The 26,953-nt window shown below is 63.4% G+C and carries 20 protein-coding genes and 2 tRNA genes; 6 read left to right on the top strand and 16 right to left on the bottom strand.

Features of this window, described 5'->3' with window-relative positions; translation table 11 throughout:
- Nucleotides 1-47 precede the first annotated feature (47 nt).
- From WD012_RS04980 to WD012_RS04960, 5 genes are all read right to left on the bottom strand, one after another.
- Nucleotides 48-4,181, bottom strand: coding sequence for an LPXTG cell wall anchor domain-containing protein (locus WD012_RS04980; protein WP_339562679.1), 4,134 nt, complete (start codon nucleotides 4,179-4,181; stop codon nucleotides 48-50).
- Nucleotides 4,182-4,562: 381 nt separating this feature from the next.
- Nucleotides 4,563-4,638: transfer RNA gene (locus tag WD012_RS04975), tRNA-Arg, on the bottom strand.
- A gap of 116 nt (nucleotides 4,639-4,754) precedes the next feature.
- A complete protein-coding gene (locus WD012_RS04970) occupies nucleotides 4,755-5,711 on the bottom strand; it encodes a tetratricopeptide repeat protein (protein ID WP_339562678.1) in 957 nt (318 codons plus the stop codon).
- A 123-nt stretch (nucleotides 5,712-5,834) separates the two neighbouring features.
- Nucleotides 5,835-6,836: a DUF8094 domain-containing protein gene (locus WD012_RS04965; protein ID WP_422614363.1), complete on the bottom strand. Its 1,002-nt coding sequence runs from the start codon at nucleotides 6,834-6,836 to the stop codon at nucleotides 5,835-5,837.
- 1 nt (nucleotide 6,837) lies between these two features.
- Nucleotides 6,838-8,280: a hypothetical protein gene (locus tag WD012_RS04960; protein ID WP_339562677.1), complete on the bottom strand. Its 1,443-nt coding sequence runs from the start codon at nucleotides 8,278-8,280 to the stop codon at nucleotides 6,838-6,840.
- Between the two features lie 270 nt (nucleotides 8,281-8,550).
- Between WD012_RS04960 and WD012_RS04955 the strand changes: the two genes are divergently transcribed.
- Nucleotides 8,551-9,522 (top strand): FKBP-type peptidyl-prolyl cis-trans isomerase, encoded by a 972-nt coding sequence (locus tag WD012_RS04955; protein ID WP_339562676.1) that lies wholly within the window; start codon nucleotides 8,551-8,553, stop codon nucleotides 9,520-9,522.
- Nucleotides 9,523-9,628: 106 nt separating this feature from the next.
- On the opposite strand, the gene nucS is transcribed toward WD012_RS04955, so the two are convergent.
- From nucS to WD012_RS04905, 10 genes are all read right to left on the bottom strand, one after another.
- The gene (gene nucS / locus WD012_RS04950) at nucleotides 9,629-10,333 is read right to left on the bottom strand and encodes an endonuclease NucS (protein WP_339562675.1); all 705 of its coding nucleotides are present in this window, start codon (nucleotides 10,331-10,333) and stop codon (nucleotides 9,629-9,631) included.
- A 151-nt stretch (nucleotides 10,334-10,484) separates the two neighbouring features.
- Nucleotides 10,485-10,799, bottom strand: coding sequence for a F0F1 ATP synthase subunit epsilon (locus WD012_RS04945; protein ID WP_339562674.1), 315 nt, complete (start codon nucleotides 10,797-10,799; stop codon nucleotides 10,485-10,487).
- Nucleotides 10,799-12,283, bottom strand: a complete 1,485-nt coding sequence (gene atpD / locus WD012_RS04940; RefSeq protein WP_339562673.1) for a F0F1 ATP synthase subunit beta — start codon at nucleotides 12,281-12,283, stop codon at nucleotides 10,799-10,801. The genes WD012_RS04945 and atpD overlap by 1 nt, the downstream gene beginning before the upstream one ends.
- A gap of 8 nt (nucleotides 12,284-12,291) precedes the next feature.
- Nucleotides 12,292-13,212 carry a F0F1 ATP synthase subunit gamma gene (locus WD012_RS04935; RefSeq protein ID WP_339562672.1) on the bottom strand — a complete coding sequence of 307 codons (921 nt, stop codon included), beginning with the start codon at nucleotides 13,210-13,212 and terminating at the stop codon, nucleotides 12,292-12,294.
- Nucleotides 13,213-13,215: 3 nt separating this feature from the next.
- Nucleotides 13,216-14,844, bottom strand: coding sequence for a F0F1 ATP synthase subunit alpha (gene atpA, locus WD012_RS04930; RefSeq protein WP_339562671.1), 1,629 nt, complete (start codon nucleotides 14,842-14,844; stop codon nucleotides 13,216-13,218).
- Nucleotides 14,845-14,922: 78 nt separating this feature from the next.
- Nucleotides 14,923-15,750, bottom strand: coding sequence for a F0F1 ATP synthase subunit delta (locus WD012_RS04925; protein ID WP_339562670.1), 828 nt, complete (start codon nucleotides 15,748-15,750; stop codon nucleotides 14,923-14,925).
- 19 nt (nucleotides 15,751-15,769) lie between these two features.
- Nucleotides 15,770-16,297: a F0F1 ATP synthase subunit B gene (locus tag WD012_RS04920; protein WP_015451079.1), complete on the bottom strand. Its 528-nt coding sequence runs from the start codon at nucleotides 16,295-16,297 to the stop codon at nucleotides 15,770-15,772.
- A gap of 64 nt (nucleotides 16,298-16,361) precedes the next feature.
- Nucleotides 16,362-16,592, bottom strand: coding sequence for an ATP synthase F0 subunit C (atpE, locus tag WD012_RS04915; protein ID WP_015451080.1), 231 nt, complete (start codon nucleotides 16,590-16,592; stop codon nucleotides 16,362-16,364).
- A gap of 221 nt (nucleotides 16,593-16,813) precedes the next feature.
- Nucleotides 16,814-17,626, bottom strand: coding sequence for a F0F1 ATP synthase subunit A (atpB, locus tag WD012_RS04910; RefSeq protein ID WP_304326532.1), 813 nt, complete (start codon nucleotides 17,624-17,626; stop codon nucleotides 16,814-16,816).
- A 301-nt stretch (nucleotides 17,627-17,927) separates the two neighbouring features.
- Nucleotides 17,928-19,040, bottom strand: coding sequence for a homoserine O-succinyltransferase (locus tag WD012_RS04905; RefSeq protein ID WP_339562669.1), 1,113 nt, complete (start codon nucleotides 19,038-19,040; stop codon nucleotides 17,928-17,930).
- Nucleotides 19,041-19,956: 916 nt separating this feature from the next.
- On the opposite strand from WD012_RS04905, the gene WD012_RS04900 reads away from it, so the two are divergent.
- From WD012_RS04900 to WD012_RS04880, 5 genes are all read left to right on the top strand, one after another.
- Nucleotides 19,957-20,030 (top strand) — tRNA-Met (locus WD012_RS04900).
- A gap of 184 nt (nucleotides 20,031-20,214) precedes the next feature.
- Complete coding sequence (locus WD012_RS04895) at nucleotides 20,215-20,490, top strand: hypothetical protein (RefSeq protein ID WP_339562668.1); 276 nt, start codon at nucleotides 20,215-20,217, stop codon at nucleotides 20,488-20,490.
- Nucleotides 20,491-21,175: 685 nt separating this feature from the next.
- Nucleotides 21,176-22,711 carry an amino acid permease gene (locus tag WD012_RS04890; protein ID WP_339562667.1) on the top strand — a complete coding sequence of 512 codons (1,536 nt, stop codon included), beginning with the start codon at nucleotides 21,176-21,178 and terminating at the stop codon, nucleotides 22,709-22,711.
- Between the two features lie 87 nt (nucleotides 22,712-22,798).
- A complete protein-coding gene (locus WD012_RS04885) occupies nucleotides 22,799-23,806 on the top strand; it encodes an asparaginase (protein WP_339562666.1) in 1,008 nt (335 codons plus the stop codon).
- A 184-nt stretch (nucleotides 23,807-23,990) separates the two neighbouring features.
- A complete protein-coding gene (locus WD012_RS04880) occupies nucleotides 23,991-26,195 on the top strand; it encodes a maltotransferase domain-containing protein (RefSeq protein ID WP_339562665.1) in 2,205 nt (734 codons plus the stop codon).
- 90 nt (nucleotides 26,196-26,285) lie between these two features.
- Here the strand turns inward: WD012_RS04880 and WD012_RS04875 are convergent, their stop codons facing one another.
- On the bottom strand, nucleotides 26,286-26,933 hold the full coding sequence (locus tag WD012_RS04875; RefSeq protein ID WP_339562664.1) for an ABC transporter ATP-binding protein: 648 nt from the start codon (nucleotides 26,931-26,933) through the stop codon (nucleotides 26,286-26,288).
- Between the last annotated feature and the right edge of the window lie 20 nt (nucleotides 26,934-26,953).

The following is a 26,953-nucleotide window of genomic DNA, read 5'->3' as shown; positions in this document are numbered from 1 at the left end:
CAGCCTGCACGTCATGCCCCGTCATGCCGGGGCGTGCGAGGCATGGGTCATTGTCTGCGGCGTCGGTGGGCGACCTGCGCCAGCATGCCCGCGGCCACGACTGCCAGTACCACCGCTGCCGCCAATGATCCGGCCATGGGGATGCCTGTCTGTGCCAGCTTGGGCCGGTATCCGTGCCACGTGTCGGCGGCGTTGACTGTTTCGCCGCGGCATACGCCCTCCTGCCTGACCGCGGGCCGGTCGTCGAAGGGATCGTCATCCACGAGCGGGCAGGTCACCACGGTTGACGCGGTGACCGTGGCCCGGTCGGCATGACGGCCTTCGACCCCTGACAAGACACCGGTGACATCGACGGACCGGCCCGGTTCAAGCACCAGATCGTCCCAATTCCCGGGATACCGCCATGCGCCTACTGTCGCATCACCGACAGTGACGGTGTCCTGCAGACGCAGCCCGGTCACTGCCCGATCGCCTACGTTGCGGATGCGGAACACCATCACGGTCTCGTCACGGGTGATGGCGAGCGCCTGCCGGGGGCTGTCCCGGTCGCCATCCTGTTCGCCCGATGCCTCGTCGAATTTCACCAATTCGATCGCCCCGCGTTCGTGGAGGGTGCGGGTCCACACCTCGTTGGATTCGCGTTCGACCCCGTTGATGGTTTCGGTGAACGCGTTGGCGATGCGGTCGCCGGGCAGTATGCGCTGCATCTGGATGAACAGCGTCCAGGCGGCGGCCTGGTCGCTCCCGCCGAGTATCCGCCTGCCTCGCCCGGTCAGTTCGATGTGCAGACGGCCGCCGGTTTCCTCGACGCTGAACAGCGACGAATCGTCGCCGCCGCCTTCGCTGCCTTGGATGCCTCCGGCCAGTTCGGTGTTGGCATGGCGTTCGATGAGTTCGCCCGCCCGCACGTGCACGCCGTCGATATCCATGTCGTGCCGTGCGACGGCCGCCCACTGGCCGAGATACACGTCGTGCAGCTCGTCATAGTCGTCGTCAAGGGTCCACGAGTCGACATCGTAGGCGCGATCACCAGGCAGCTGCGAGGAGTCGAGCCGGTAGAGGAAGGTCGTGTGCAACGGCAGGTCGATACCGTTGGCGCTGTCGCCGCGCATGGAGACGGCCACGTCCTTCGCCGGGTTCACCTGCTGCAGCGGGTTGGTCACGGTCCTGGTGTCCGTGCGCGTGGTTCCGGTGACCTGGGTGACGGTGTTGCGTACCTGGACGCCTTCACCGACCGCCGTGACCGTCATCGGCAGTACGAGTTCGTAGCGCTGCCCGAGCACCCGCTGGTCGATTGACGGGTCGGCATGCGGGTCAAGCGACGCGGACGCATAGGCTTTCAGGTCGTCCGGCTGGCGTGCCGCGATTACGCGCCTGGTCGCCGGGTCCGTGGTGTCCACGGTGGCGAAGAACGCGTAGAGCACGCCGTCCTTGTCCTGGATGTTGAAGCCTGCGGTACGGTCGTTGCCTCGTTCATCCGTCACGGTGACCCGATCGCGGTCAAGCGCCAGGTAGCGTTCGTCATAGTCGTCGATGATTCCCAGCCGTTGGACACTATAGGCGCTGGACGCCAATCCGGACGCGTCGAGCGTGACATGGTAGTAGATGGTGTCGCCCAGCAATGCGGTACGCCCGTCGATATCGACGCCCGGGTCGGCCTGGGTGACGGTCTTCTCCGGGACGATATCGGGCGGTTCGATGACGACCCGGTTGGACGGGGTCATGCTGTTGTTCAGCCCGAGCGTCCACTGGTTGCCGATCAGACGGCCGGCCGGGGCGTCGCCCGCCACCGTGCCGGTGAATTCCACCACAAGATGCGGCATGGTCTGCGCATTGTTCCACGCCTGGTCAATGGCCGAGCGGTTGAACACGATCCGGAACCGGTGCTGGTCACGATTCCACTGCACGGTATAGTGCTGGCGCCCGAACACCATACCCGACCTGCGGTCGCTGACCCTGACACTGTACTCGTCCGGCTCAAGATGCCGGTCGTACTCGTCCGTGACCGTCACACTCCCGAGCCGGTACCCCAGGCCGGCAGACGGCGTGATATCCGATACCAGCTCGTAGGAGACACGCTGGCCCGGCATCACCTTGGCATGGTCGATCGGAGTGCGGCCGCCACCCTGGGACGGGTGCGCAAGCACCTGTTTGGCGGCCGGCGGCACATACCCGCACAGGGGCGGACGGTTCGCCTCCACACTATGCCCGTTGACCGTATGCGTGCCCTGGGCGGTGAATGCCACGCCCTGGACGCTGGCGCACAGTTCAACGGCCTGCCCGTCCTTGGCCCGATGATCCTTGCGTGCCTGGACGGCTCCCCCGCCGTTGGCCAGGTTGATCCGCCCGGGCACGAGCAGGGTGAGCTGACGATGGGTGCCCACCCCCTTCACCGACTGCCGGTAGGCTTGCGATGCGACCGCGCTTGCCGTGCCGCCCTCGACGCGTATCGTGAATTCCCCGGTCACGTCCTTGCCCCGACGGGCGATGTCGAACACCCCGGAGGTCCGTTCGTGCGGCGTGTCGATGGCATACACGCGGATCTCGGAGACCGGGGACGGGTCGAACAGGTAATCCGCCTGCGCCCAGCCCGTGGTCAGTTCCAGACGCTGCGGAGCCTCGACAAGATGGGCGGGAAGCACCGCGTTGGTCGCCACGGCGACCGCGTCACCGTCCAGCAGCGAGTGCCCCGCGGCGCCGACGTCGTTGCTGTGATCGGGATCGATGACGGCATCCCATTGGCCATCATCGCCGCGGAGCATCCACACGGTGTCAGGCTGCGGCTTCCATGTGGGGAATCGCTGCGGCTGCGTAGTCTGCGCCGGCTCCTCGTTCCATTGGACGGTGGCGACATCATCGACGATGTTGTGCCCCGGCGTATCGACCGTGACGGCGAAGGACAGCTGGAAGGCATGGTCCGGCGGGAGCATGCCCAAACCGTCCATGCGGCGTGCGCTCACCGTATGCGCCTCCTGGTCCCAGCCGATGGTGAACTCGCCGGTATGGTCCGTCCCGTCGGTCAGGTCGGTCACCTGGTAGTCGTCGACACGGTAGCGCACCCCGTTCGGCGTGATGGTGTCGGTGATGTGCAGCCGCCAGCCGCCCCGCCCGGTGCCGGTGACGATCCGTGTGCGGTTGGTCATGCCGTCGGCGCTCACCCCTTCGTCCACGCTTTTCGTCGGGGATCCCGGCGCGCGGGAGCTGACGCGGAAGCTTTCGGACGCCTGCCGGTCCTCGGTATTCACCTCGGCTGCCATGCCCCCTTGCCGGGGAACGACGATATCGAACCAGTAGCTGCCCTCCTGCCAGCCGTCCCAGCCGAAATCCGAGGGCGTGAACCGCGGCGATTCGACCGACCCCGCGTTGGGCAGCCGCACCGGTTTGCTGATGGCCCGCGCTTCGTACAGCCGGGCGGGATGCCCGTCATAGTTGAGCCACACCTGGGCGTCAAGCTGCTCGTCAATCGGCGAGCGCGCATCGTCCGTGGCAATGGTGTCGAATACCGCGGCGGTGTCGCCGACGCTCAATTCGGCGGGCGCCTGCTGCCGGGTGGTGACGCTCAGCGGATACCGTGTCGCGGGCTGGAGTTCGTTGACGGCGACGCAGATCACCTGTACGCCCGCCGGGTATGCGCGTCCGGTCGACTCGATCTGCTCGTTGAACTGGTAGCGCAGCCTGCCGACCCAGTTGGCGTCCCAGCCGATGAGGTCGTTGCCCAGACCGTCGGCGGCCAGCTTGTTCCAGTTGCCGTCGAACCGTGCGCGGAAATCCCGCGGGTTGGTGCCGTACAGGCTGCGGTTTCGCAGCGAGAGCGCGACGCCGACGACACGCGCCTGCTTCGCCTCGCCGTCGCTGCGATCGGCGATGGCGCGCGTGATGGCGTCACGGCATGACCCGTAGAATTTCGGCTTGTTGCCGCTCCACGTGGACAGCACTCCCCCGCGTACGAGCGACTGGTACGCGTGGTCGATGGATGCTTCGCCCCATCCTTGTGCAGGCGTTGCGCCGTACTGCTTGTTGTCGAACAGGTACAAGGCGTCGCTGTCCGGCATCGGTCCTCCGGAGCCGTGTATTCCGGCGCCTTGCGACCCGATGCCCGCCATGGCGGCGCCTGACGGTATCAGCATGGCCATGACCAGCATCATGGCCATGGCGGTGACGAATCGGATTCGGTTCATCATTCCCCCAAAATCAATGAAAGCCGTGGCTTTCGGTTGTTCCCCATAGGGCTTGCCCCGACCTCGGCATGCTCCCCCGCACGTCGGTGTGAACGGTCCTAGCTCTGACGGCGATGTGTGCGGCGTCTTGCGACAGGTTATACGGCACCCATCAGGTGCACCGTATCGTTGCACCGTATCGTTGCACGGTATCGCTGCAAGTATCGCTGTACGGTATCGCGTCATTCGCGCCGATCTTCCCCGGTGCCCCCTCCGGATAGACCGGCGATGATGGCAATCCCCATTGCCGTCATCCGACCCTTCAGTGCCAGCGTACCATACGCGCCCCGCGCCGACACGGCGGATACGACAAATGCCGCCACGCGTATGTGCGTGACGGCATTCTGGTGGGCTTGATGGGATTCGAACCCACGACCTTCTGTTCCGGAGACAGACGCTCTATCCACTGAGCTACAAACCCGTGCGGCAATCCACTGTACAGACATGTCCAGACACATGTCCAGACACGCCCGTGCACACGCCCGCACATGCCGGCCATGTGCACGGACGGCGGACAGCCCGGCAGCCGCAGTACGCTCAGTACATGAGCGTCGCCAGCCGGCGGCGGGCTCGCTTCAGCCGCTCGTCCCCCGGCGCGGGGATGGCGAAGTATTCCAGCAGCCGCTTGCGCACCGGTTCGATCTGATCGCGATGCCCCGCGGCAAGATAATCGAGCAGACGGCCGAACGCGTCCTCGATCTGCCCGCCGATCATATCGACATCAGCGACGGCCAGCTGCGCGTCAACATCGTCAGGCCGTGCTGCGGCGGCCGCACGCACGGCGCGGACGTCGGCGCTTCCTGAACGGGCCAGCAGCAGCGCCTTGGCGCGTTCACGCGCGGCGAGCGCATCATTCGGATCGGATTCCAGCACCCGTTCATACGCCGCGGCTGCCCCGGCGTAGTCGCCTTCCTGGGCGAGCCGGTGCGCTTCGGCATGTTCAGGCGGCACCGCATCGGCGGCGGGCGCTTCGGCGGCGGCCTGATTGTCCGGATCGCCGGAATACGGCGCGGTACCGCTAACCCCGGCCTTGTGCGCCACCTCGATGATCTTGGGGATCACCTGGTCGACGATCTGCTGCTGCTCCTCGGCGCTCGGCAACCCTTCAAGCAGCGGCATCGGCCGCCCGCCGATCAGGCCGAACAGCGCGGGGACGCCGCGCACCTGGAGCGCCTGCGCGATACTCGGCGACGTGCCGGCATCGATACGCGCCAACTGGATCTGGCCGTTGAGTTTGTTCACCGCATCGGCGAGCGCACGGGCCATCGGGAACAGCCGGTCATCGGTCGGCGTCCACAGCAGCAGCAGGATCGGGAAAGTCGCCGAGGTCTGCACCATCGCCTCGAAGGTGTTCTCGGTCACGTCGATCACGTAGGCGCCCGCGGCCGGAGCGCCGCCGGCCTGGCCGGGTTCGGCCTTCACCTGATGCTGCATCGACTCAAGGTCAACGGCCCCGGCGAGTGAGATGCCGGGATTGAACTTCTGGTCTGCCATGTCGCCTCCATAATCCTTCGACTAGCAATCCTGCGACTATCTTCAACTTAGCGTCATGCCCTGCCGCGCGCCGGCGCTTCACCGCGAAGCTAAAGCGCGTGCCTGCAGCGCGACCGGCGGCGGTCAGATCGCTTCGACCTTGATCGGCTGGCGTTCCGCCCCGACGGCGGTGATTTTCTGGTGTGATCCGGCGGGAGGCACGTACAGGGCGATGACGTTGACGTACGTGACCTTCATGGTGCTGGTGGCCGTGCCGTTGCCGAACAGCGCCTTCTCGGCGTCGGAGGCCGGCTGCGATTCGCGCCCCTCACCCGCCTGGCGCGTCCATTCCGAGTTGATCTGCGCAACCACGAGGTCGCCGCCGTCGCTGGAACGCATGACCTTGATCTGGCCGTCGGCCGCTTCGAAAGTCTGTTTCTGGGTTCCGGCGTTGCGTTCCATGCCTTCCTGGACGGTCTGGGAAAGTTTGGCCAGTTCCTGGCGGAAGTAGTCGTCGGCGAATTTCGAGGCGTATTTGCTTGCCGAACCGTTCTGCAGCACATCCGCGTATTGGGCGACCGCTTTCTCCGGGGTGGTCACCAGCCCGGTGTCCTTGGCGGTGCCCATCTGCGCCCCGATCGAGGCGACCGGGAATTTCGGCAGCTTGGCCCCTTGGAACAGGCGGGCGACGCCCCACAGCTTGTAATTGCTGTGCGCATTGTCCTGGACCATCACTAGCAGGCGCTGGGACTGCTGGTCGGACGTCGTCGTGGTGATGGTGAATATCGAACGCGGCCAGCCGGCATCCGTGGGGATGACGGCCTGCGTCATCTTCGAGGGGATGTTCGTCTTGGCATCGAGCGTGCCGGTCGACTGGGCGATGGTGATCTCGCTGGTGCGGATCGCCAGTTCCGGACCGGACATGCGTTCATCGAGCCCATCGACGCTTTTCGCGTCGTTCGCCGCGTTGATGACTTTGAGGACCTTCGCGCGGATCCGCTTCTCCTGGGCCGCGGTCACGTCGGGTTTGTCGGTGTGTTCGGCACTGGCGGCGGGACTCGGCACCTGGCCTTCACACCCCGCGAACGCCATCATGCTTACCGCGGCGAGCGCGGCGGCCGCGATCCTGGTGATACGTGACGTCATGCTACTCCTTGGTCTCATCATGCTTGTCGCCGTCGTCAGCCCCGCTTTCCTCCTGCTGTGCCGCCCAGCGCGCGAAATACGCCTGAAGCTCCTTCGGGTCAATCACCGAGGTCGCCTCGACATTGACCTGCGCCGGGGCATGGGTGCGGGCGCTGCGCAATCCGGTTGCGGAGGCTTGCGCGGTATCGCTCGCGCCGGCGGTATCGGACGGCTGCACGGCATCGTTCCCGGATGCTTCCGCGTTCTCGGCCGGCCCGGTCCCAGCCTGTGCGTTCGTCTGGACGCTTTCGGCGCTTCCCGGGTACCATGTCTCGTTGATACGCAGGGAGGCATAGGAATGCGCGGTATCGGACGGCGCCTGCCCATGGTCGGCCTCGCCCGACCCCTCATGCCGGGCGTGGCGAAGGTGGTGGCGCGGTTTGAACGCGACAGGTGCATCCTCATGATGTCCGCCGGCGGGTGTCTCACCGTGCCGACCGGCCGGCGCCTGTGGCATGGCGCCTTCAGGCGCCGTATCTTCGGGGGCTGCACCTTCGGGCCCGGTCGGCGTGGCCGGCCGGGACTGCTGGATATCGGCGACCAGGTTGCGCGACAACGGGTCGATGACGACCGGCGCGCCGGTATCCGTGTGCTCGCCGGCCGCCCCGGTGGCGGCAGGAGCATCTGCATCATCTGCGGTGGCACCGGCGGCATGACGCCTGCGCGGCTTGCTGCTTCGGCGTGGCGCCAGCATGTGCTTGAGATGGCGCCAGCTTCCGGCGAAGGCTTCGGCGATGGTGATCTCTTCAGGTTCAACCGGTCTGGGCTCGGTTTCGCCCTTGCGCCGCTTGGCGACGGGCATCGCGAACACCGAGGCGGACAGGACGGTCAGAAGGGCGAGCAGGCCGCCGATAAAGTACAGCGGGGTCGCGAAATCGGGCAGCTGTTCACGCACCCAGTGGATGGTCACCGTTGATTTCGCCTTCGCGGACCCGGTGTCGATCAAAGCGATGACGTCGGAAGACGTCGCCGTCGCAGGCAGGGTCACGCTCCCCGAATCGCCGCATGTGACCGACCGCCACATGTCCGAGGAATCGAACGCCACCGACTGGTCCTGTGGTATCGCGGTCCCCGACGCCTTTTGCCGGTCGGTTGTCAGGGTCTGCCAGTCCGACATGCCGGTGATACGCGTGTAGGTGTTGCCGGCAAGCCACCCGGCGGCATCCTTGCGGGTCGACAGGGCGACGCAGGTGCGGGTCTTCGCCGAACCACCGGCGCGCACGACCAGAGTGGAGCGGCTGCTCACCATGGACAGCACTCCCGGGTCGGTCATCGCATATCTGCCTGAGATATCCGCCGATGCCGCGATCTCGCTGGATGGACGCCATACCGTGGCATTGAGCGCGCCGAATGCGATGCACGCGACGGCGAGCAAACCGAACACCGGTGCGACGATACCACGCATGATTCTGGCATGACGAGACGGCCGTTCGAATACGGCATGATCTTCGTGTGCTTCACGTGTTTTCGTCATAACCACTGTATTCTACAGGCACCTCCACACTTCGCCTGCGCTACGGGCTTACCGTCACCCACCCGCCGCACCATGCCCGCAAGGCGATACGCCGGCAAGCCGGCAGGCCTGCCATGGCCGTTACCACGGCCGTTATCATGGTCGACGGCTACTGTGGTACCCATGCATATCTCACCAAGACTCCGTCATGCAACGACGCACATGCTGTCCATCGTATGCGTCGCCGGCCTGTGCCTCGGCGTATCGGCATGCGGGTCCGGCAACTCGTCGGCATCCGCCTCATCCTCTTCTTCAGCCTCGTCCTCGGCAAGCTCCAGCTCCTCGAGCTCCACCATGGACCAGATCGCGGGCGTCACCGCGACCGGCGATCCCGGCAAGAAGCCGACAGTGAAATTCCATACCCCGATGACCGTGCAGAACAACACCTACGCCGTCTTGCAGAAAGGCAACGGCGCAACCGTGAAGGAAGGCGACCGCCTGTGCGCGCAAGGCATCGTGTATAACGCGAAGGACGGCTCCCAGACCATGAGCACCTGGGAGAAGAACACGCCGGATTGCTCCATCATCGTCAGCAAGAGCTCGACGAACGAATCCTATTACAAGGTGTTCAAGGGGCAGAAGGTCAACGCGACCATCGCCTTCGGCGTCAACGACCAGAACTCGTCGGGCACGTCATACCTCATGGTGATGACCATCGTCTCGCGTGCGAAGGCCCTCACCCGCGCCACGGGCACGGCGGTCACGGACATCCCGTCCAACCTGCCGAAGGTGACGCTCGCCAGCAACGGCAAGCCGTCCCTTGACCTCAACGGCTACAAGCCCGACGGCAAGCTCGTCGTCCAGCCGCTGATCAAAGGCAACGGCGCCGCCGTGAAATCCACGCAGACCGTCGACGCGCATTACACCGGCTGGTATGCCGACAGCAGCGGCACCCTGCACCAGTTCGACTCCTCGTGGGACCGCGGCACGTCCGCGCAGTTCTCGCTGTCCCAGGTCATCACCGGATGGAAGAACGGCCTGACCGGGCAGACCATCGGCTCGCAGGTGCTGCTCGTCATCCCGCCCGACCAGGGCTATGGCTCCACCGACCAGACGGACAGCTCGACCGGCAAGGTGACCATCCCGGCGAATTCCACCCTGTACTTCGTGGTCGATATCCTCTACGCCTACTGATCGGCGGCATCGCGGCGCCGTCACCGCGCTACGATGCCCCTGCATACACGGACTGGTTACGCCGAACACATGCCCGGCGTAACCAGTCCGTGTATGCAGGGCCGGTTCAGAACAGGCGCAAGGCCCCGTCCTCCTGGCCTTTCATCTCGTCATAGTCGAGGATCAGACATTCGAAACCACGCTCATGGGCGAGCGTCCTGGCCTGCGGGGTGATGGTCTGCGCGGCGAAGATGCCACGGACCGGGGCGATCAGCGGGTCACGGTTGAGCAGCTTGCAGTAGCGCGTCAGCTGTTCGACCCCGTCGATGCCGCCATGACGCTTGATTTCGATCGCCACATGCGTGCCCTCGCCGTCGACCGCCATGATATCGACCGGCCCGATGGCGGTCGGGTATTCGCGGCGGACCAGCTTGGCCCCCTCCCCGATCCGCTCGATCTGTTCGGCCAGATACCGTTGAAGATGGTCTTCGACACCATCCTTGACCAAGCCGGGGTCCTCGCCCAGATCATAGGTGTCATCGGCATACACATGCTGCAGCGTAATCTCCAGCACGTCATCGCTTTTCTCCGAGCATACGCGCAGCATACGCTCGGGAACGGGCGTATCCGGGTCGTCGTCGGCATCAGGCGGGTCGATCTGCCTGATGGTGCATGGGGCCGCCATCCAGTTCAACGGCTTGTATGACCCGAGTTCCGAAAAAATCAGGACGCTGTTGTCCGCTTTCACCAGCAGCACACGTTTGGCCAGGGGAAGCGACGCGTTGAGCCGCCCCGAATACTGTGCACTGCAATCCGCCACGATAATTCTCACAACCGACAGCCTAACAGGCATGCCCCGATGACATGTCCTGTCGGCGAAACGGGAGCCGCCACGGACGGCAGCACAAGACAATGGACGGGGCCGCGGCGCCACCCGTGAAGGTGACGGCCGCGGCCCCGTCCATGGAGAATCCCGACGCCGGTCAGTTTCCGGTTTCCGGCGCGTCTGCCGCGCCAGGCCCGGAAGTCTTGACCACGTCATGCCCGCGCTCAACCGCAACGGTGAGTTTGTTCGAGTCGAAGGAGATGAATCCGTCGGTGACATCGAAGGAATGCCGTACGCCATCAGGGTCCACCACCGCGACCGTGCCGTCCTTGATGACGGTCAGCACCGGCTCGTGGTTAGGCAGGATACCCATCCCGCCCTCGGAGGCGGGGATGGTGACGGATTTCGCCGTGCCGGACCACAGGGGGCGGTCCGCCGCGACGATGTTCACCTGCATGGTCAAGCCCGCCATCAGTCGCCGTATTCCTTCTGCATGTCGTGCCACTTCTTCTCGAGGTCGTCGATGCCACCGATGCCGGAGAACGCCTGCTCCGGGACATCGTCATACACGCCGTCGCAGATGCGGGTGAAGGCCTCGATGGTCTCGTCGGCCGGCACGTAGGAGCCCGGGCGACCGGTGAACTTCTCGGCCACGTAGAAGTTCTGGCCGAGGAACTGCTCGATCTTGCGGGCACGGTTGACGATGGTCTTGTCCTCTTCGCCGAGCTCGTCGATACCGATCAGGGCGATGATGTCCTGCAGTTCCTTGTTACGCTGCAGGATCGCCTTGACGCGGTTGGCGCACTCGTAGTGTGCCTGGCCCACATAGCGCGGGTCGAGGATTCGCGACGTGGAGGCCAGCGGATCGACAGCCGGGTAAATGCCCTTGGCCGCGATATCACGCGAAAGCTCGGTCGTTGCGTCCAAATGAGCGAAGGTCGTCGCCGGGGCCGGGTCGGTGTAATCATCCGCAGGCACGTAAATGGCCTGCAGCGAAGTGATCGAGTGACCGCGGGTCGAGGTGATGCGCTCCTGGAGCGCACCCATCTCGTCGGCGAGGTTCGGCTGGTAACCCACTGCGGAAGGCATACGGCCCAGCAGCGTGGAAACCTCGGAACCGGCCTGCGTGAAGCGGAAGATGTTGTCGATGAACAGCAACACGTCCTGGTTCTGCACGTCGCGGAAGTACTCTGCCATGGTCAGTGCGGTCAGCGGGACGCGCAGACGGGTCCCCGGGGGCTCATCCATCTGGCCGAAGACCAGCGCGGTCTTGCTGAGCACGCCTGCCTCCGCCATTTCACCGATCAAATCGTTGCCCTCACGGGTACGCTCGCCGACGCCGGCGAACACGGACACACCGCCGTGGTTCTGGGCAACGCGCTGGATCATTTCCTGAATCAGGACCGTCTTGCCGACGCCTGCGCCGCCGAACAGGCCGATCTTGCCGCCCTGCACGTACGGAGTTAGCAAATCGATGACCTTGATGCCGGTTTCGAACATCTGGGTCTTGGACTCCAGCTGGTCGAATGCCGGCGGATTGCGGTGGATGGGCCAGCGTTCCTTGACTTCGATATGCTCGTCAGGCTTCTTGTTGAGGATGTTGCCCGAGACATCGAACACGTGCCCCTTGGTGACATCACCGACAGGAACCTCGATTGGGCCGCCGGTATCGGTCACCTCGGCGCCACGCACCAAGCCGTCGGTAGGCTTGAGCGCGACCGCACGCACGGTGGAATCACCGAGGTGCTGTTCCACCTCCATGGTGATTTGGTGAAGCGTCTCACCCTCCGTGCTGCCCACACTGTTGAGCTTTACGGTCAGGGCGTTGTAGATGTCGGGCAGGTGGCCTACCGGGAACTCGACATCGATGACGGAACCCTGGACGCGTGTGACACGTCCGACGTTCGTCGCCTCGACATCGGTTTCGGAAGCCGCTGTGGTCTGGTTCTCAGCCATATGCGTTCCTACTCTTCCTCTTTGTTCAGCGCGTCGGCGCTGCCGATGATTTCGGTAAGTTCTTGGGTGATCGATGCCTGGCGCGAGGCGTTGAGCTTGCGCGTCAGCTCGTCGACAAGGTTGCGTGCGTTGTCCGTTGCCGTGTGCATGGCGTTCTGTCGAGATGCCGTCTCCGATGCGGCCGAAGTCAGCAGGCACTCATGGATGCGTGACTGGATGTATTTCGGCATGATCGCGTTGAGCACCTTTTCCAGACTCGGCTCGAAGGTGTACAGCGGGGTCGCCTGAGCCGCGGTGGACTCGGGGATTGGGCCGGAGTCCTGGCGTTCCTCGGGAACGACTTCGACCGGCAGCATGCGCAGGACGCGAACCTTCTGCACAACCATGTTCACGAATTCTGTGAACACGATATACAGTTCGGAGACGCCGCCCTTGTCCGCAGGCAGCATGTACGCGTCCAGCAGGGTCTTGGAAATCGACTCGGCGACCTCCACACCCGGCTTGTCGCTGTCGCCCTCCCACGAGGCCGCCACCTTGCGGTTGCGGTACTTGTAGTAGGTGACGCCGCGACGGCCGTACACATACAGCTGCGGCTCCTTGCCCTTGTCCGTAAGGCGGGCGAGCAGGGATTCCGTTTCCTTGATGATCGACGAGGTGTACGCACCGGCCATACCGCGGTCCGACGTCAGAGCCAGCACGGCGACGCGCGGGTTCTTTTCGTCGGACTTCACGATCGGATGGTCGATATGGGTGTGCTCCGCCAACGCTTGCACGGCATCGAAAATCGCATCGCTGTAAGGCTTGGCGTTGAGCGCCACCTCACGCGCCCTCGCGATGTGCGAGGACGCGATCATCTCCTGGGCGTTGAAGATCTTCTCCAACGACTGGGTTGAGGCGATTCTTGATTTCAATGCGAGTTGCGAGCCCATGGGTCACTTCTCCCCTGCGACGATCTTTTCCTGCTCGACCGGGGTGTCGGTCTTGGCGACGGGCTTCTTCTCGATGAGCGGCTTGCCGGCCTTGGTCACATACGTGGCACGGAAATCATCGATGGCCTTTTCGAGGGCCTTCTCCGTGTCGGCGGTGAAATCGCCGGTGTCACGAATCGTCGTAAGAATGTCCGTGTTATGCGCCACGTAGTCCAGCATGCCCTTCTCGAACGGCAGCACGTCCGCGAGCTCGAGATCGTCGAGCTTGCCATGCGTGCCGGCCCAAATCGAGACGACTTCCTGCTCCATCGAGTACGGGGACATCTGCGGCTGCTTGAGCAGCTCGGTCAGACGAGCACCACGGGTCAGCTGCGCCTTGGATGCGGCATCCAGATCGGAGGCGAACATCGCGAAGGACTCAAGCGACTTGTACTGCGCGAGCGAAATCTTCAGCGTGCCGGAAACCTTCTTCAACGCCTTGGTCTGTGCCGCACCACCGACGCGGGACACCGAGATGCCGACGTCGACAGCCGGGCGCTGGCCTGCGTTGAACAGGTCGGACTGCAGGAAGATCTGGCCATCCGTAATGGAAATCACGTTGGTCGGAATGTACGCAGACACGTCGTTCGCCTTGGTTTCGACGATCGGCAGACCGGTCATCGAGCCGCCGCCCAGATCGTCGGACAGCTTGGCGCAACGTTCCAGCAGACGGGAGTGCAGGTAGAACACATCGCCCGGGTAGGCCTCGCGCCCCGGCGGGCGGCGAAGCAGCAGCGAAATCGCTCGGTAGGCTTCAGCCTGCTTGGACAGATCATCAAACACGATGAGCACGTGCTTGCCGTGATACATCCAGTGCTGGCCGATCGCCGAACCGGTGTACGGGGCGATGTACTTGAAGCCTGCGGAATCCGATGCCGGCGAAGCCACAATCGTCGTGTACTCCATAGCGCCGGCCTCTTCGAGGCTCTGACGCACGGAGGCGATGGTGGAACCCTTCTGGCCGACAGCCACGTAGATGCAGCGCACCTGCTTCTTCGGGTCTCCGGACTTCCAGTTGTCCTTCTGGTTGATGATGGTATCGATCGCGATGGCGGTCTTGCCGGTCTGGCGGTCGCCAATGATGAGCTGACGCTGGCCGCGGCCAATCGGGGTCATCGCATCGATGGCCTTGAGGCCGGTGGACAGCGGCTCGTCGACCGGATGACGGTGCATCACGTCCGGGGCCTGCGCCTCGAGAATACGACGGCCTTCGCTCTTGATCTCGCCGAGGCCGTCGATGGGCTGGCCCAGCGGGTTGACTACACGGCCGAGGTATCCGTCACCGACCGGCACGGACAGCACTTCGCCGGTTCGGCGGACTTCCTGGCCCTCCTCGATGCCGGCGAAGTCACCGAGGATGACCACACCGATCTCGCGGGCGTCAAGGTTGAACGCCAGACCAAGCGTGCCGTCCTCGAAGGTCAGCAGCTCATTGGCCATGCAACCAGGCAGTCCCGTCACATGCGCAATGCCGTCACCGCAAGTCGCGACATAGCCGACCTCCTGGGTCGGATTGTCAGACGGCTTGTAGGACTCGACGAAATCGTCGAGGGCCTTGCGTACCGCGGCGGGATCAATGGTAAGTTCTGCCATGATCACTCCTTATTGTTCTTGTTCATGAAAGTCTTTCGCGTTTGCACGCGTACTGACTCGTCTGTGTCACACGCCTGTTCAGGCGGTGACCTGCACGCTGCGCTTAAGCTTGTTCAGCTGGGCGATCACCGTATTGTCGTTGACCTCGTGGCCGATCTGCACGCGCATGCCGCCCAACACCGTCGGATCCACGACCGAGTTGATGTGCACGGCATGGCCGGTGCGCTTGGTGTAGATCTTGGTCAGCCGGTCAATCTGCTCGTCGGACAGCGGGGCTGCGGTGGTCACGGTGACCATCGATTCGCCCATATGCCTCGACAGCTTGTTGATCAGCCACTGGATGGTGGCAAGGTAACGACGGTGCCGCTGGTTGGCCGTGGCATGCTCGGCAAGGCGCATGGTGACTTTGCTGATCTCATTGCCGGACAACACGTTGTGCAGCAACGCGACGCGCGCCTCAGCCGAGGAATGCTCGTCGTACAGGCGGGTGCGGACCACCGGCATGTTGAGCAGGGCCGAATGAAGTTCGGCCAGCTCGACGGACACCTTCATGGTGGTTCCAGTCGCATCCGCGTAGTACATCATCGCGTCCACGCCGAAATCCTCGACCGCGTTCGCGATATCATGCGGCTTGCTCCAACGGCGCTGCACCAGATCGTCAAGAATCTCAACGGTCATCGGATGCGCTTTGCCCTCAAGCAGCGTGTGCACCATGGTGGTCTTGTCGGCAGCGGGACGTGCGGGGTCGGTCAACGCCCGTTCGACCTGGACATTGTGGTCGAGCAGGTCGGTGACGGCGAACAGCTCGTTGCCTACGCGCCAGGCATCCTCACCGGTCGCCTTGAGTTTCGGCGCCAGCGAGTCACGCGAGACGCGGTCTGCGATGCGTGATGCCTCTCCTCGCATGTGATCTCACTTCCTTCGCTTACTTGTTGCTGTCTGCATCCATCTCGTCGATCATCTTGTCGAGCATCTGCGTCTGGGTGGCGCTCGAGCTCAACTCGGATCCGAGAATCTTGCCTGCCAGAGCCGTGGCCAACGTGCCGACCTCGCCCTTCAGGCTCACCAGAGCCTGCTTCTGCTGGGATTCGATCGAACGCTGGGCGTTCTCGGTGATCTGGGCCGCATCGGATTCAGCGCGCGAACGCGCATCGGCGATGATATGGGACGCTTCGGCACGGGCGTCGTCGCGGATCTTCGATGCCTCGACACGAGCCTGGCTGAGCTGGTCCTCATACTTCTTCTTGGCCTCGTCAGCGTCTTTCTGCGCTTTCTCGGCCTGAGCCATACGGCCTTCGATCTTGGCCGCACGGGCGTCGAAGACAGCCTGGAACTTCGGCATGACGTACTTGTAGAAGCAGACCGCGATGACAACGAGAATGACCAATGACCACACGATGTCATACGTTTCAGGCAAAAACAGCGAAATACCGCTTTTCTCTGCCAGTGGCATGGGTGTTCTCCTTTCCTGCTCGGGTTTCTACTTGACTATTGGTGAAGCTTGCGTTCGCAGATGCTCACTTGGCCATGACGAAGGCGACGAAGCCGAGCAGGCCGAGCAGCTCGATCATTGCCAGACCGATGAACATGAGGGTCTGGATGCGGCCGGAGACCTCAGGCTGGCGAGCGGTGCTCTCCAGGGCCTTGCCGACCAGGATGCCCATGCCGATGCCAGGGCCGATGGCGGCGACGCCGTAGCCCAGAACGCTGATGTTGCCTGCAACCTCGGCGAGAGTGATGATATCCATGTGTTGTCCTTTCTTACCGAAATCTGACATGGTACACGGCCCCGCGGCACGGGACCGAAGTGTGTTCTGCCCGGCGCCCCAGGACACCGGTGCATTCGCTTGATTCAATTATTGCGCATCGCTGTCACGATGCCGGGCAGGACACGGCCGCTATGGGCGACTGCGCCTGGCACCGTTGCGATCCTTCGCACGACGCGTATGGCACGCCGTGCGCGGCCGAATTACTCGACCTCCGGATAGCTCTGGTTGATGTACACCGTCGAGAGGATCGCGAACACGTACGCCTGAAGCGCCGCGACGAACATCTCGAAGCATACGAACGCGAAACCGCCCAGCAGCCACAGTGCGCCGACGGGCTTGATGCCCCAATTCGGCGACTCGATGAGATAGAACTGGGTGAACGCCAGGCAAGTCGCGACCAGAAGGTGGCCTGCGATCATGTTGGCGAAGAGTCGGACGGTCAGCGAGAACGGACGAATGATCAGCACCTCGAGCAGGTTGATCGGGCCGAGGATGATATCGATCGGCAGCGGGACCCCGGGAGGCATGAGCTCACCGCGCAGGTACTTGAAGAATCCCTTCTCCCTGCAAGCGGCGATCCAATACTGCACGAAGGTCCACAGTGCGAACACGAGCGGCATCGTCACCGTTGCGGTGGCGGCCATGTTCATGCCCGGGATGACACCGCACAGGTTGAACGCGAAAATCGTGAAGAACAGTGTGGTGATCATCGGCACATATCGGCGTCCGCGCTCCTCGCCCATCACCTGATAGACGATGTTGTCGCGGACGAACTCGAGCAGCGTCTCGATCAGTCCCTGCCAACGGCCTGGAACCAGCTTGGCACGTTTCGCCGTGATGCACATCACCAGCAGCAGCACGATAGTGGCAACGATTCGAATAAGAATGATGCGGTTAATGGCGAACGGCGTGCCCTGGAACAGGATCGGATCGGGAAGAAAATCGTCGATCGAGGGCAGTTCAGGACCCGTCTTGGCCGCGAGCACGAACTGCGCGCTGACTTGTGACACCATCTACGCCTCCTACTTCTCGTAACAGCTGTCAGTTTAGCCCAACGCCCTGAGCGAATGTGACCAGAAGATTTCGGCGCAAACTCACATGGCGTGGCGAGTAGGTCGGGTACCGACGGGGCCGGCACCTGCCTTCGACTCCGAACGGCTACGTGGAGATTGTACGACGTTTTCGCGCGACGTGGTGACAATTCTTTCACAATCTCGAACCGTTTTTAGATAAAATGCTTCGGATTGCCGAACGCTACGCAAGACGTTGCTGTCCGACATGCGGACAGCATACGGATGTCACGGGCGAACGCAGTCAGGCGTCAGCACCATGGGCCACAGGACCGGCGGGAGCAGGCGCCGCTGCGGTACGCACACGTTCGTCCTGAGCATAATCGTCCGTAATCAGGCCATAGCCGTCCTTGAACAGCGGGGCGTACCCGTCGCGGCGCGGCGCGCCTGGCGCATGACGAATCGAACGGTCCGTGCCCAAACGCTTCTCCGCACGCAATTGCGGGACTTCACGCAGGTCGTACGGCGTGGTCTGATACACCCAGTTCAGCCAGTTGCGCCACAGCAGGTTCGCATGCGCACGCCAGCTGAACAGGGGTTCAAGCGTGGAATCATCATGCGGGAAATAGTTCTCCGGGAACGGCACGTTGGTCAGACCCTTGGCCATATCACGCTCGTATTCTTCGGCGAGCGTCATCTTGCCGTACTCCCAGTGCCCGAGCGCGAACACCTCGGAGAAATCGCGTGTCGCGATCAGGCCGGGGCCGGACTCCGGCCCCCACGTGAGCACCTGCAGATCATGGTTCGCCGCGATATCGCCCTCGTCCACGCCGGCAAGCCGGGAATGCGGCTGCAAGGCGATCTCGTCGAAGCCGTTGGTCAGGAAGCAATACTCGTCCTGCAGATACTGCGGGTAGACGCCGAACAGCTTCTGCGGCAACAGATGCTTGCGTACGCCGTATCGGTAGTTCAAGGCGCCCATCGCGCCCCAGCACAGGTACATGGTCGAGAACACGTGCGAGCCAGCCCAGTCAAGAATCTCCTTGAACTCGTCCCAGTAGTCGACCTGCTCGAACTCCAGGTGCTCCACCGGCGCGCCCGTCACCACGAAGCCGTCATAGTAGTTGTCGCGGAACGCGTCGAGGTTCTCGTAGAACTTGACCAGATGGTCGGCGCTGACATGCTTGGACTCATGGGTCGAGGTCTTCATGAAATCGACCTCGACCTGCAACGGGGACTTCGAGATCAGCCGTAGCAGCTGGGTCTCGGTCTCGATCTTCTTCGGCATGAGATTCAAGATCACCAGGCGCAGCGGGCGCACACGCTGGCGCTCAGCTTCGGGTTTCTCCAACGCGAAAATGCGCTCGGAGTCGAGGATGGCACGTGCGGGCAGGCCGCCTGGAATCTTGATAGGCATGATTCCATTATCGCCATTGGGCTGATATGTGTTTGATGTCGGCTGAAATGTGACCTGATGCCGGCGGGCTGGGCGGAGGTATGCGGGGGTGTGCGGGCGAGCGCGGGGCGGCAGTGGTGCGAGGTTGATCACGGTGCGAGCCGATCGTCACACAACGGACATCAGAACAGGCGCACCGGCCGAATCCATCCACCCAACCGGTCACCATGTGAGCCAATCCTCACACAGCGACCACCGGCACCGCACAATCGACCGATTTCAATCACTCAACCCGTCACCATGTGAGCCAATCCTCACACAATGCCCCCTGGGGTTGCCCGGATAGCTGGCTTCGGCCGCTGAATGGGGCGTCTTGTGAGCCGCCGCTCACACATCGCACCGTTGCATATCGTGTATATCGGCAGATGACAGACCCGACCCCCGCAAGCCGTATCAGTCATATGGTGCGTATCCCACGACACACGCAACTCATCAGACATGGTCGGCAGCGACGCGAGACCGCCGTCATGCGGCCGATTCCGCATGCCACGCCATACGCAACGCAATATCTTCCGCATCATGTCCCAAAACCCGCCAGTATCCGCGGCAACACGTATGCCGGCGCATACGCAACGTGCTGGATATCGACAGGCGCCGTCTGGAATCCCCCGGATGCGGCCACCCGCGTATGACGCGACATGCGATTCCTACGCCATACCTGCGTCAGGACAACGATGCCGCTCGCATCCGGCTGGGTACGTATGCCTTTACATACGCCAACACGCAACGCGCACCCACGCGACCGCGCGACCACACAATCATGCGACCGCGCGACCGGCAGCGGCTCCCCCGCGATCCGCTGTGGGCTGAATGGCACGCCGATTTGACAATTCCCCATTGTCCTATAAAGTAGATGTCTGCTGCTTGAAGCAGCCGACGCGGGGTGGAGCAGCTCGGTAGCTCGCTGGGCTCATAACCCAGAGGTCCATGGTTCAAATCCATGCCCCGCTACGAAATCCCTCGAAAACCGTGATTCGACATTCGTCGGTCACGGTTTTTGCGTATCCGGGCGATCCAGCGTCTCAATACACATCCGCCGATGACGCCGGAGCACGGATCCATCGCGGACGACAACCGAATCGAAAGAGAGAACGGGAATATGCCCTCGTACCAACCACTCCAGCCTATGGCGCCATTGATCATACTCACGCTTGGGTCGCTGTCCGTCGTCTCCCTTGCGCAAGGTGCGGTCATCGTGGCTTCGCATAGCGGCGCATCGGGAATCGCGGAAATCATCGCCGGCGTTATCGGCCTCGCCCTGACCGTATGGGTTGCCGTCGCCATGCGCGGCACCTCCGATGACGACGATGACGGCGACAACAACGATGACGACGACCATGCCGGGTTCGCCGCACACGCCGATGCGGCTTCCGACACCGATACCGGCGACACTGCCGGAATCCGGCGGTAGCCGCCAGGATCACCGACACCACAGGGATCACCGACACCGCGCAGGACATGGGGGTTTCGCGCAATCCAAGGCTTCTGTCCAGGACTGCTGTACAAGAACTCCCAAAGGGATCGGCGTATAGGAAAAACGTGGTGCTTGAGGATCCGTTCTTTGGAGCGTATAGGCCAACACGCGTTCCGGCATCGGGGCTCCTGTAGCCCGCAAGCCGTGTGTCGTTTCTGCCGACGCTTAGGGGCATCTCAGTGTCGGTAGAGACAGAACAATGACCTTCTACCGACGATGAGCGCGTCGTGAGCGTCGGCGGACGCAGGGCGGCAACCGTCTGCCGACACTGACGGAGCCATCGGCGCCGGTAGCCCGACATCCCCGATTGATAGGGATGAACGAGCAAACGATGAATCATCCTCACGACACGTATACTCCTGCAAGGGCCCGGGCGCATCATTGGCACCACGTTTTCCCTATACGCCGATATCGCCGGTCCGCTCCGGATACTCGCGGTACCGCATGTCATATTCGAGATACCGCGACCGTCTGGCATGCCACAGCGCTATCATTGCCTTCAAACGTTTGACGTAATCGGGGGCGAACGCTTCCGATAACATCGCGCCCGTCGCAGTGGCACGCCGTGCCGCACCGAGACGGGATGCACCCGTCCGAACAGAAACCAGGAACGCAACACACGATGGCAACACAGCACGCCGGGCAATCGCCGATATCGGCCGACCCCACACCCGCAACCCCAACAACACTGGACGCCCCGGCCTCGCAAGCGGTCGACAAAAGCGACGCCGGCTACGCGAAAGACCTCAAGCCGCGCCACATCCAGATGATCGCCATCGGCGGCTCGATCGGCACCGGCCTGTTCCTCGGCGCGGGCGGCCGCCTCGCGCAAGGCGGCGCCGGCCTGACCATCGCGTACGCGGTGTGCGGCATCTTCGCGTTCCTCATGGTCCGCGCGCTCGGCGAACTGGCGATCCGCCGCCCGTCCTCCGGTGCGTTCGTGTCCTACGCGCGCGAATTCCTCGGCGAAAAAGGCGCATACATCACCGGCTGGCTGTTCTTCCTCGACTGGTCCACCACCGTGATGGCCGATATCACTGCGGTCGCGCTCTACTTCCACTACTGGCAGGCGTTCAAGGCCGTCCCGCAATGGGTGCTCGCCCTGTGCGCGCTCGCCGCGGTGTTCGCGCTGAACATGCTGAGCGTCAAGGCGTTCGGCGAGGCCGAATTCTGGTTCGCCGCCATCAAGGTGTTCACAATCCTCGCGTTCATGGCCATCGCGATCTGGGCGATCATCACCGGAGCCCCGGTCGGGCAATACCACGCTGGCATGCACAACATCACCGACCACGGCGGCTTCTTCCCCGAAGGCATCGCCCCGGTGTTCGCGCTGACCCTCGGCGTGGTCTTCGCGTTCGGCGGCACCGAGATGGTGGGCGTCGCGGCCGGCGAGGCGAAAGAGGCGCAGCAGGTGCTTCCGAAGGCCATCAATTCGATGATTGTGCGCATTTTCGGCTTCTACGTCGGCTCGGTTATTCTCATGGCCCTCGTGCTGCCGTACACCGCGTATTCGTCGAACGAATCGCCGTTCGTCACCTTCTTCTCAGGCATCGGCATCCCCCACGCCGGCGACGTGATCCAGGTCGTGGTGCTGACCGCCGCGCTGTCGTCGCTCAACGCCGGCCTGTACGCTACCGGCCGCACGCTACGTTCGTTGGCGATCGCGGGTTCCGGCCCGAAATTCGCCGCCCGCATGAACAAGAACCATATCCCGTACGGCGGCATCATCATCACGTCGGCGCTCGGCCTGATCGGCGTGGTCCTCAACGCGGTGCTGCCGTCCGACGCCTTCGACATCATCATGAATCTCGCCGGCATCGGCATCGCCGGTACGTGGTCGTCGATTCTGGTGACCCATCTCGCGTTCCTCAAGCGCGTCAAGGCCGGCAAGGAGCAGCGCCCCGCCTACCGGATGCCAGGAGCGCCGTTCACGGATTATCTGGCGCTGGCGTTCTTCGCCATCGTGGTCATCTCGAATCTCACGAGCGCGTCCGGCAGGTGGACACTTGCGCTGTTCGCGGTGGTCGTGGTCGCGATGATTATCGGCTGGTACGCGGTGCGCGGGCGGATTGACGGCAGCCTGATGGACGAGATTCTCGACAATGACGAGGATGAGGATTCCATCGAGGAGCTCAGCGACGATTTCGCCGCCGCCTGACACAGCGAATCCGCGATATTCACGATATTCACGGCACTCGCGATACTGGAATCGGCAACGGCCAAGCAACAAGCACAAGGAGACAGGATGCGCATTCATATCACGTACACTGGCGGCACCATCGGCATGATTGAATCCGACCATGGGCTCGTCCCCGGCGCCGACATGCGCGGATGGCTGCACCGCGTGCTCGGGGAAAGCGACGAGTTGCGCAACGGGGACGTCACCCTCACCGAGCTTGACCCGCTGATCGACTCATCGAACGCGACCCCCGACAACTGGCAGACGATGATCGACGACCTGTGGGCCCACCATGACGAGGCCGACGCGTTCGTCGTGCTGCACGGCACCGACACGATGAGTTACTCCGCCGCGGCGCTGTCCTACGCGCTCACCGATTTCGGCAAGCCGGTGATTTTCACCGGATCCCAGCATCCGCTCGGCAAGATCGAATCCGACGCGACCGCGAACGTGACCGGTGCGCTCAACGCGGCGTTGAGCGGCCACGCGAAAGGCGTCTCGCTGTTCTTCGGGCATCACCTGTTCGCCGGCAACCGCGTGACGAAAGCCTCGAGCTGGGCGTTCGAAGGCTTCTGCTCGCCGTCTACCGGCACGCTCGCCTGCACGGGCACGCCCTGGCAATGGGAGTCTTTCGACAATCCAGGCGAGGGTTGGACGAACCCGAAACCGTATGCACGGCATGATGTGGCGGTTATCGACACCGTCCCCGGCATGAGCGCCAAGCGGCTCGCCACCATGCTCGACCCCCTGCCTGAAGCCGTATTGCTGCGCGCGTACGGCGTCGGGAACATCCCCAGTCTCGAGCCCGGGTTCGCGGACGTCATCGCGGGTACGCTCGACGCCGGCGTTCCGGTGATCGTCGCCTCGCAATGCGAACAGGCGAATGTGCTGCTCGGCCGGTATGAAACCGGTGACGCCATCGCGAAAGCCGGCGCGGTCGGCACCGGCGATATGACGCTCGAAGCCGCGTACGCGAAGATTGTCTTCCTGCTGTCGCAAGGGCTGACCGGAGCCGAACTGTCCGCATGGATGGGCCGTTCCATCGCCGGTGAAATCACCCTGGAAAACGACTGAGCGAACACCCCTCTGTTTCTGCCGACGCTCAGCCCCGCCTCAGCGTCGGCAGAAACAGGGACGCGGAACGGGCTCAACGGAAAGCAGCAAGGCGGACGGAACGACGGCTGAACTTCAGGGAAATTCCGATATTTCCCGCTTGTCAATCATGCACTGGTAACGATTTCGCTCATACAATAGCGGTATGAGCGAAGATACAAAGACAAGACAGACCGCTGCAACGACGACAGCGACGACAGCATCAACCAAGACAGCATCGAGCACCCGCACCGCCGCGACGCGCAAGCGCACGACACGACGCAAAACCGCAGCCGCCACCGCCAAGACCTCCGCGGCGACCTCGGCACGCACCGCCGCAGCCGGATTCGGCCGCATCGCGATCTACGACACCACACCGCACGGCGAAACGTCCGCACGCGTCGAGCTCGGCGAGCAATTCCACGTCAGCGCGCAGCTCGCCGCCGAACAGGGGCTGACGCTCGCCGCCGCGGCGGTCGTGCGCAATCCGCGCGGCAAGGAAACCCAGCGCCGCACCATGACCTGCACCAACCCCGGCCTGAGCCGCTGGGAAGCCGACGTACAGGCCGGCGAGCCGAGCGACGCCCGCCCGTGGCAGTCCGGCTGGTCGGCGGTCAAACGCCAGCTGGGCGATTGGACGGTCAGCATTGAGGCGTGGCTTGACCCGTATGCCGCATGGCTCGAGCAGGCACGCAAGGCCGTCGACGCACGAGAAGACGTCGAGAACGCGCTCGACGAAGGCGCCACCCTGCTGCGCCGCTGGGCTTCGACCCGTGACGCGCACCTGGCCGCCGGCGAGCGCAGCACGCTGAAGAAAGCCGCCGATACGCTGGATGACCGCAAACTGTCGGTTGCCGACCGCTTCACCGCCGCCACAAATGACGACGTCACCGCCCTGCATGAGGCCAAGCCGCTGCGCGATGGCGTATCCGAAGGTGAGCCTCGTATGTTTCACGTGGAACGTCCGGGGTCCAGTTTCACCGCTTGGTATGATTTCTTCCCCCGTTCCGAAGGTGCCGTGGATGATGATGCGGCCGGTTTCACACGCCCCGGCACACTCGCCACTGCCGTGTCCGGTCTTGAACGCGCCGCTGCCGAAGGGTTCGACACGGTGTGTCTGCCGCCGATCAGCCCGATCGGCATGACCGGCCGTCGTGGCCGCAACGGCGTCGCCCATGCCGGCGTCCACGACCCGGGTTCCCCGTACGCTGTCGGCTCGGCTGACGGCGCCGCCGACAGTGTGGATCCGTCGCTCGGCACGATGGATGATGTCCGCGCGTTCACTGCGAAAGCCCATGACCTGGGTCTTGAAGTAGCACTTGACGTGTCGTTGTTCGTGTCACCTGATAATCCGTGGATCGCCGAACACCCGCAGTGGGTGCGCCGCAAGGCTGACGGCACGCCGGCCGATCCGCTCGACCCGCAATCGGAGCGCGAGGATATGATCCCGCTTGACTTCGATGCCGATCCGGACGGCATCGTCAAGGCGATCGTCCACACCTTGGACGTGTGGGTGAAAGCCGGCGTGACGGCGTTCCGCGCGGTCGAACCGTACCGTTGGCCGGCGCAGGCGTGGCAGCGGATCATCGAACAGACCCGGCACGCGCACCCGGAAGTGCTGTTCCTTGCGGAATCCTTCACCGCGCCCGCGATGATGGGCGCGCTGAGCCGCGCCGGCTTCACCCAGTCGGACTGCTACTTCCCGTGGCGCAACACCAAGCGCGAGCTGGAAGAGTACCTGTTCGAGGCGAACAGCGACGCCGCATACACGCAGCATGACACGTTCTGGCCGGCCACGCACCGCATTCTCACCGATTATCTGCGCGACAACGGCATCGCCGGCTACGCGATCCGCGCAGTGCTCGCCGCGATGGGCGTGCCGAGCTGGGGTATCGCCAGCGGCTACGAGCTGGTGGAAAACAAGCAGCAGCCAGGCACACAGGCCCCTGAGAATCCCGAGGAATACGAAATCCGCGTGCGCGACTGGAGCGAGGCCGACAAGTACGGCACCGCCAAGCTGCTCACCTCACTCAACGCGATCCGCAGGCGCCACCCGGCGGCCCGCAGCTACCACAATCTGACGATTCTGGACAGCTCGGACGCGAACATCCTCGCCTTCGCCCGCCACACGCCCGCCGAGCTGACCGCAGACGGCAAGCCGGACACGCTGATCGTGGTCGTGAACCTCGACGGCCATGAGGCCCACCAGTCCATGATCCGCCTCGACCCGGCCGCGTTCGGTCTGCCCGCCGGCGAGCCGTTCACCGTGGCCGACGAGCTGACCGGCCGCACCTTCACCTGGACGAACGACAACTATGTTTCGCTCGCCCCATGGGCCGATGTCGCGCACGTGCTGAGCGTCAAGCGGTAACGAGTAACGACAACCGACACACCACACATCACGGTGGCCGGGGATCAATCGCCATCGACGATCCCCGGCCACCGGCGTAATCAGCGCTGTTCAGACCTCCTTTGTCTGCCTTGTCGAAAGCACACCGTCCGCCATCGTATACAGACAATCGGCGATTTGATGCAATTCATCGCTATGGTGGCTGGCAATAATCACCGTGTGCCCCAGGCTGCGCTGATGCCGCATTTCTTCAAGGAACATCGCCACGGAATGCTCGTCGAGCCCGTTGGTCGGCTCATCCAGCGCAATCAGCGGCTGGTGTTCCATCAGCGCCTGCACAATCGCCAGTTTCTGCCTCATGCCAAGCGAGTAGGATTTCACCTTCTCGTTCGCATGATTCTGTAACCCGAACACGGTGAGCAGTCGCATGGTCTCCTGCTCGTCGAACGCATGGTTGATATCCGCCAAATACCGCAGATTATCCATCGCGCTTTGCGCCAGAATGAACCCGGGATTCTCAATGATGACGCCCACGGATTCAGGCAGTTTCCTGTTGAACTCGACAGGCTTGCCGCCAATGCTCACTGTCCCGGTATCCGGCCGGATGAAACCGCAGATTGCGCGTAGCAGCATCGTCTTGCCCGAGCCGTTGGGGCCGACAATCCCGTAGATGGTGCCGCGTTCGAATCCTGCGGTGACGTCACGCAGCACCGGCTTGCCTTTGATGGTTTTCGTCAGGTTCGTTATCTCAACGTACATTGCTGTATCCTCCTTGATCA

The sequence above is a fragment of the Bifidobacterium thermophilum genome, assembly GCF_037482445.1.
GTDB lineage: Bacteria > Actinomycetota > Actinomycetes > Actinomycetales > Bifidobacteriaceae > Bifidobacterium > Bifidobacterium thermophilum_B.
This window is presented reverse-complemented; position numbering and strand designations above follow the sequence as displayed.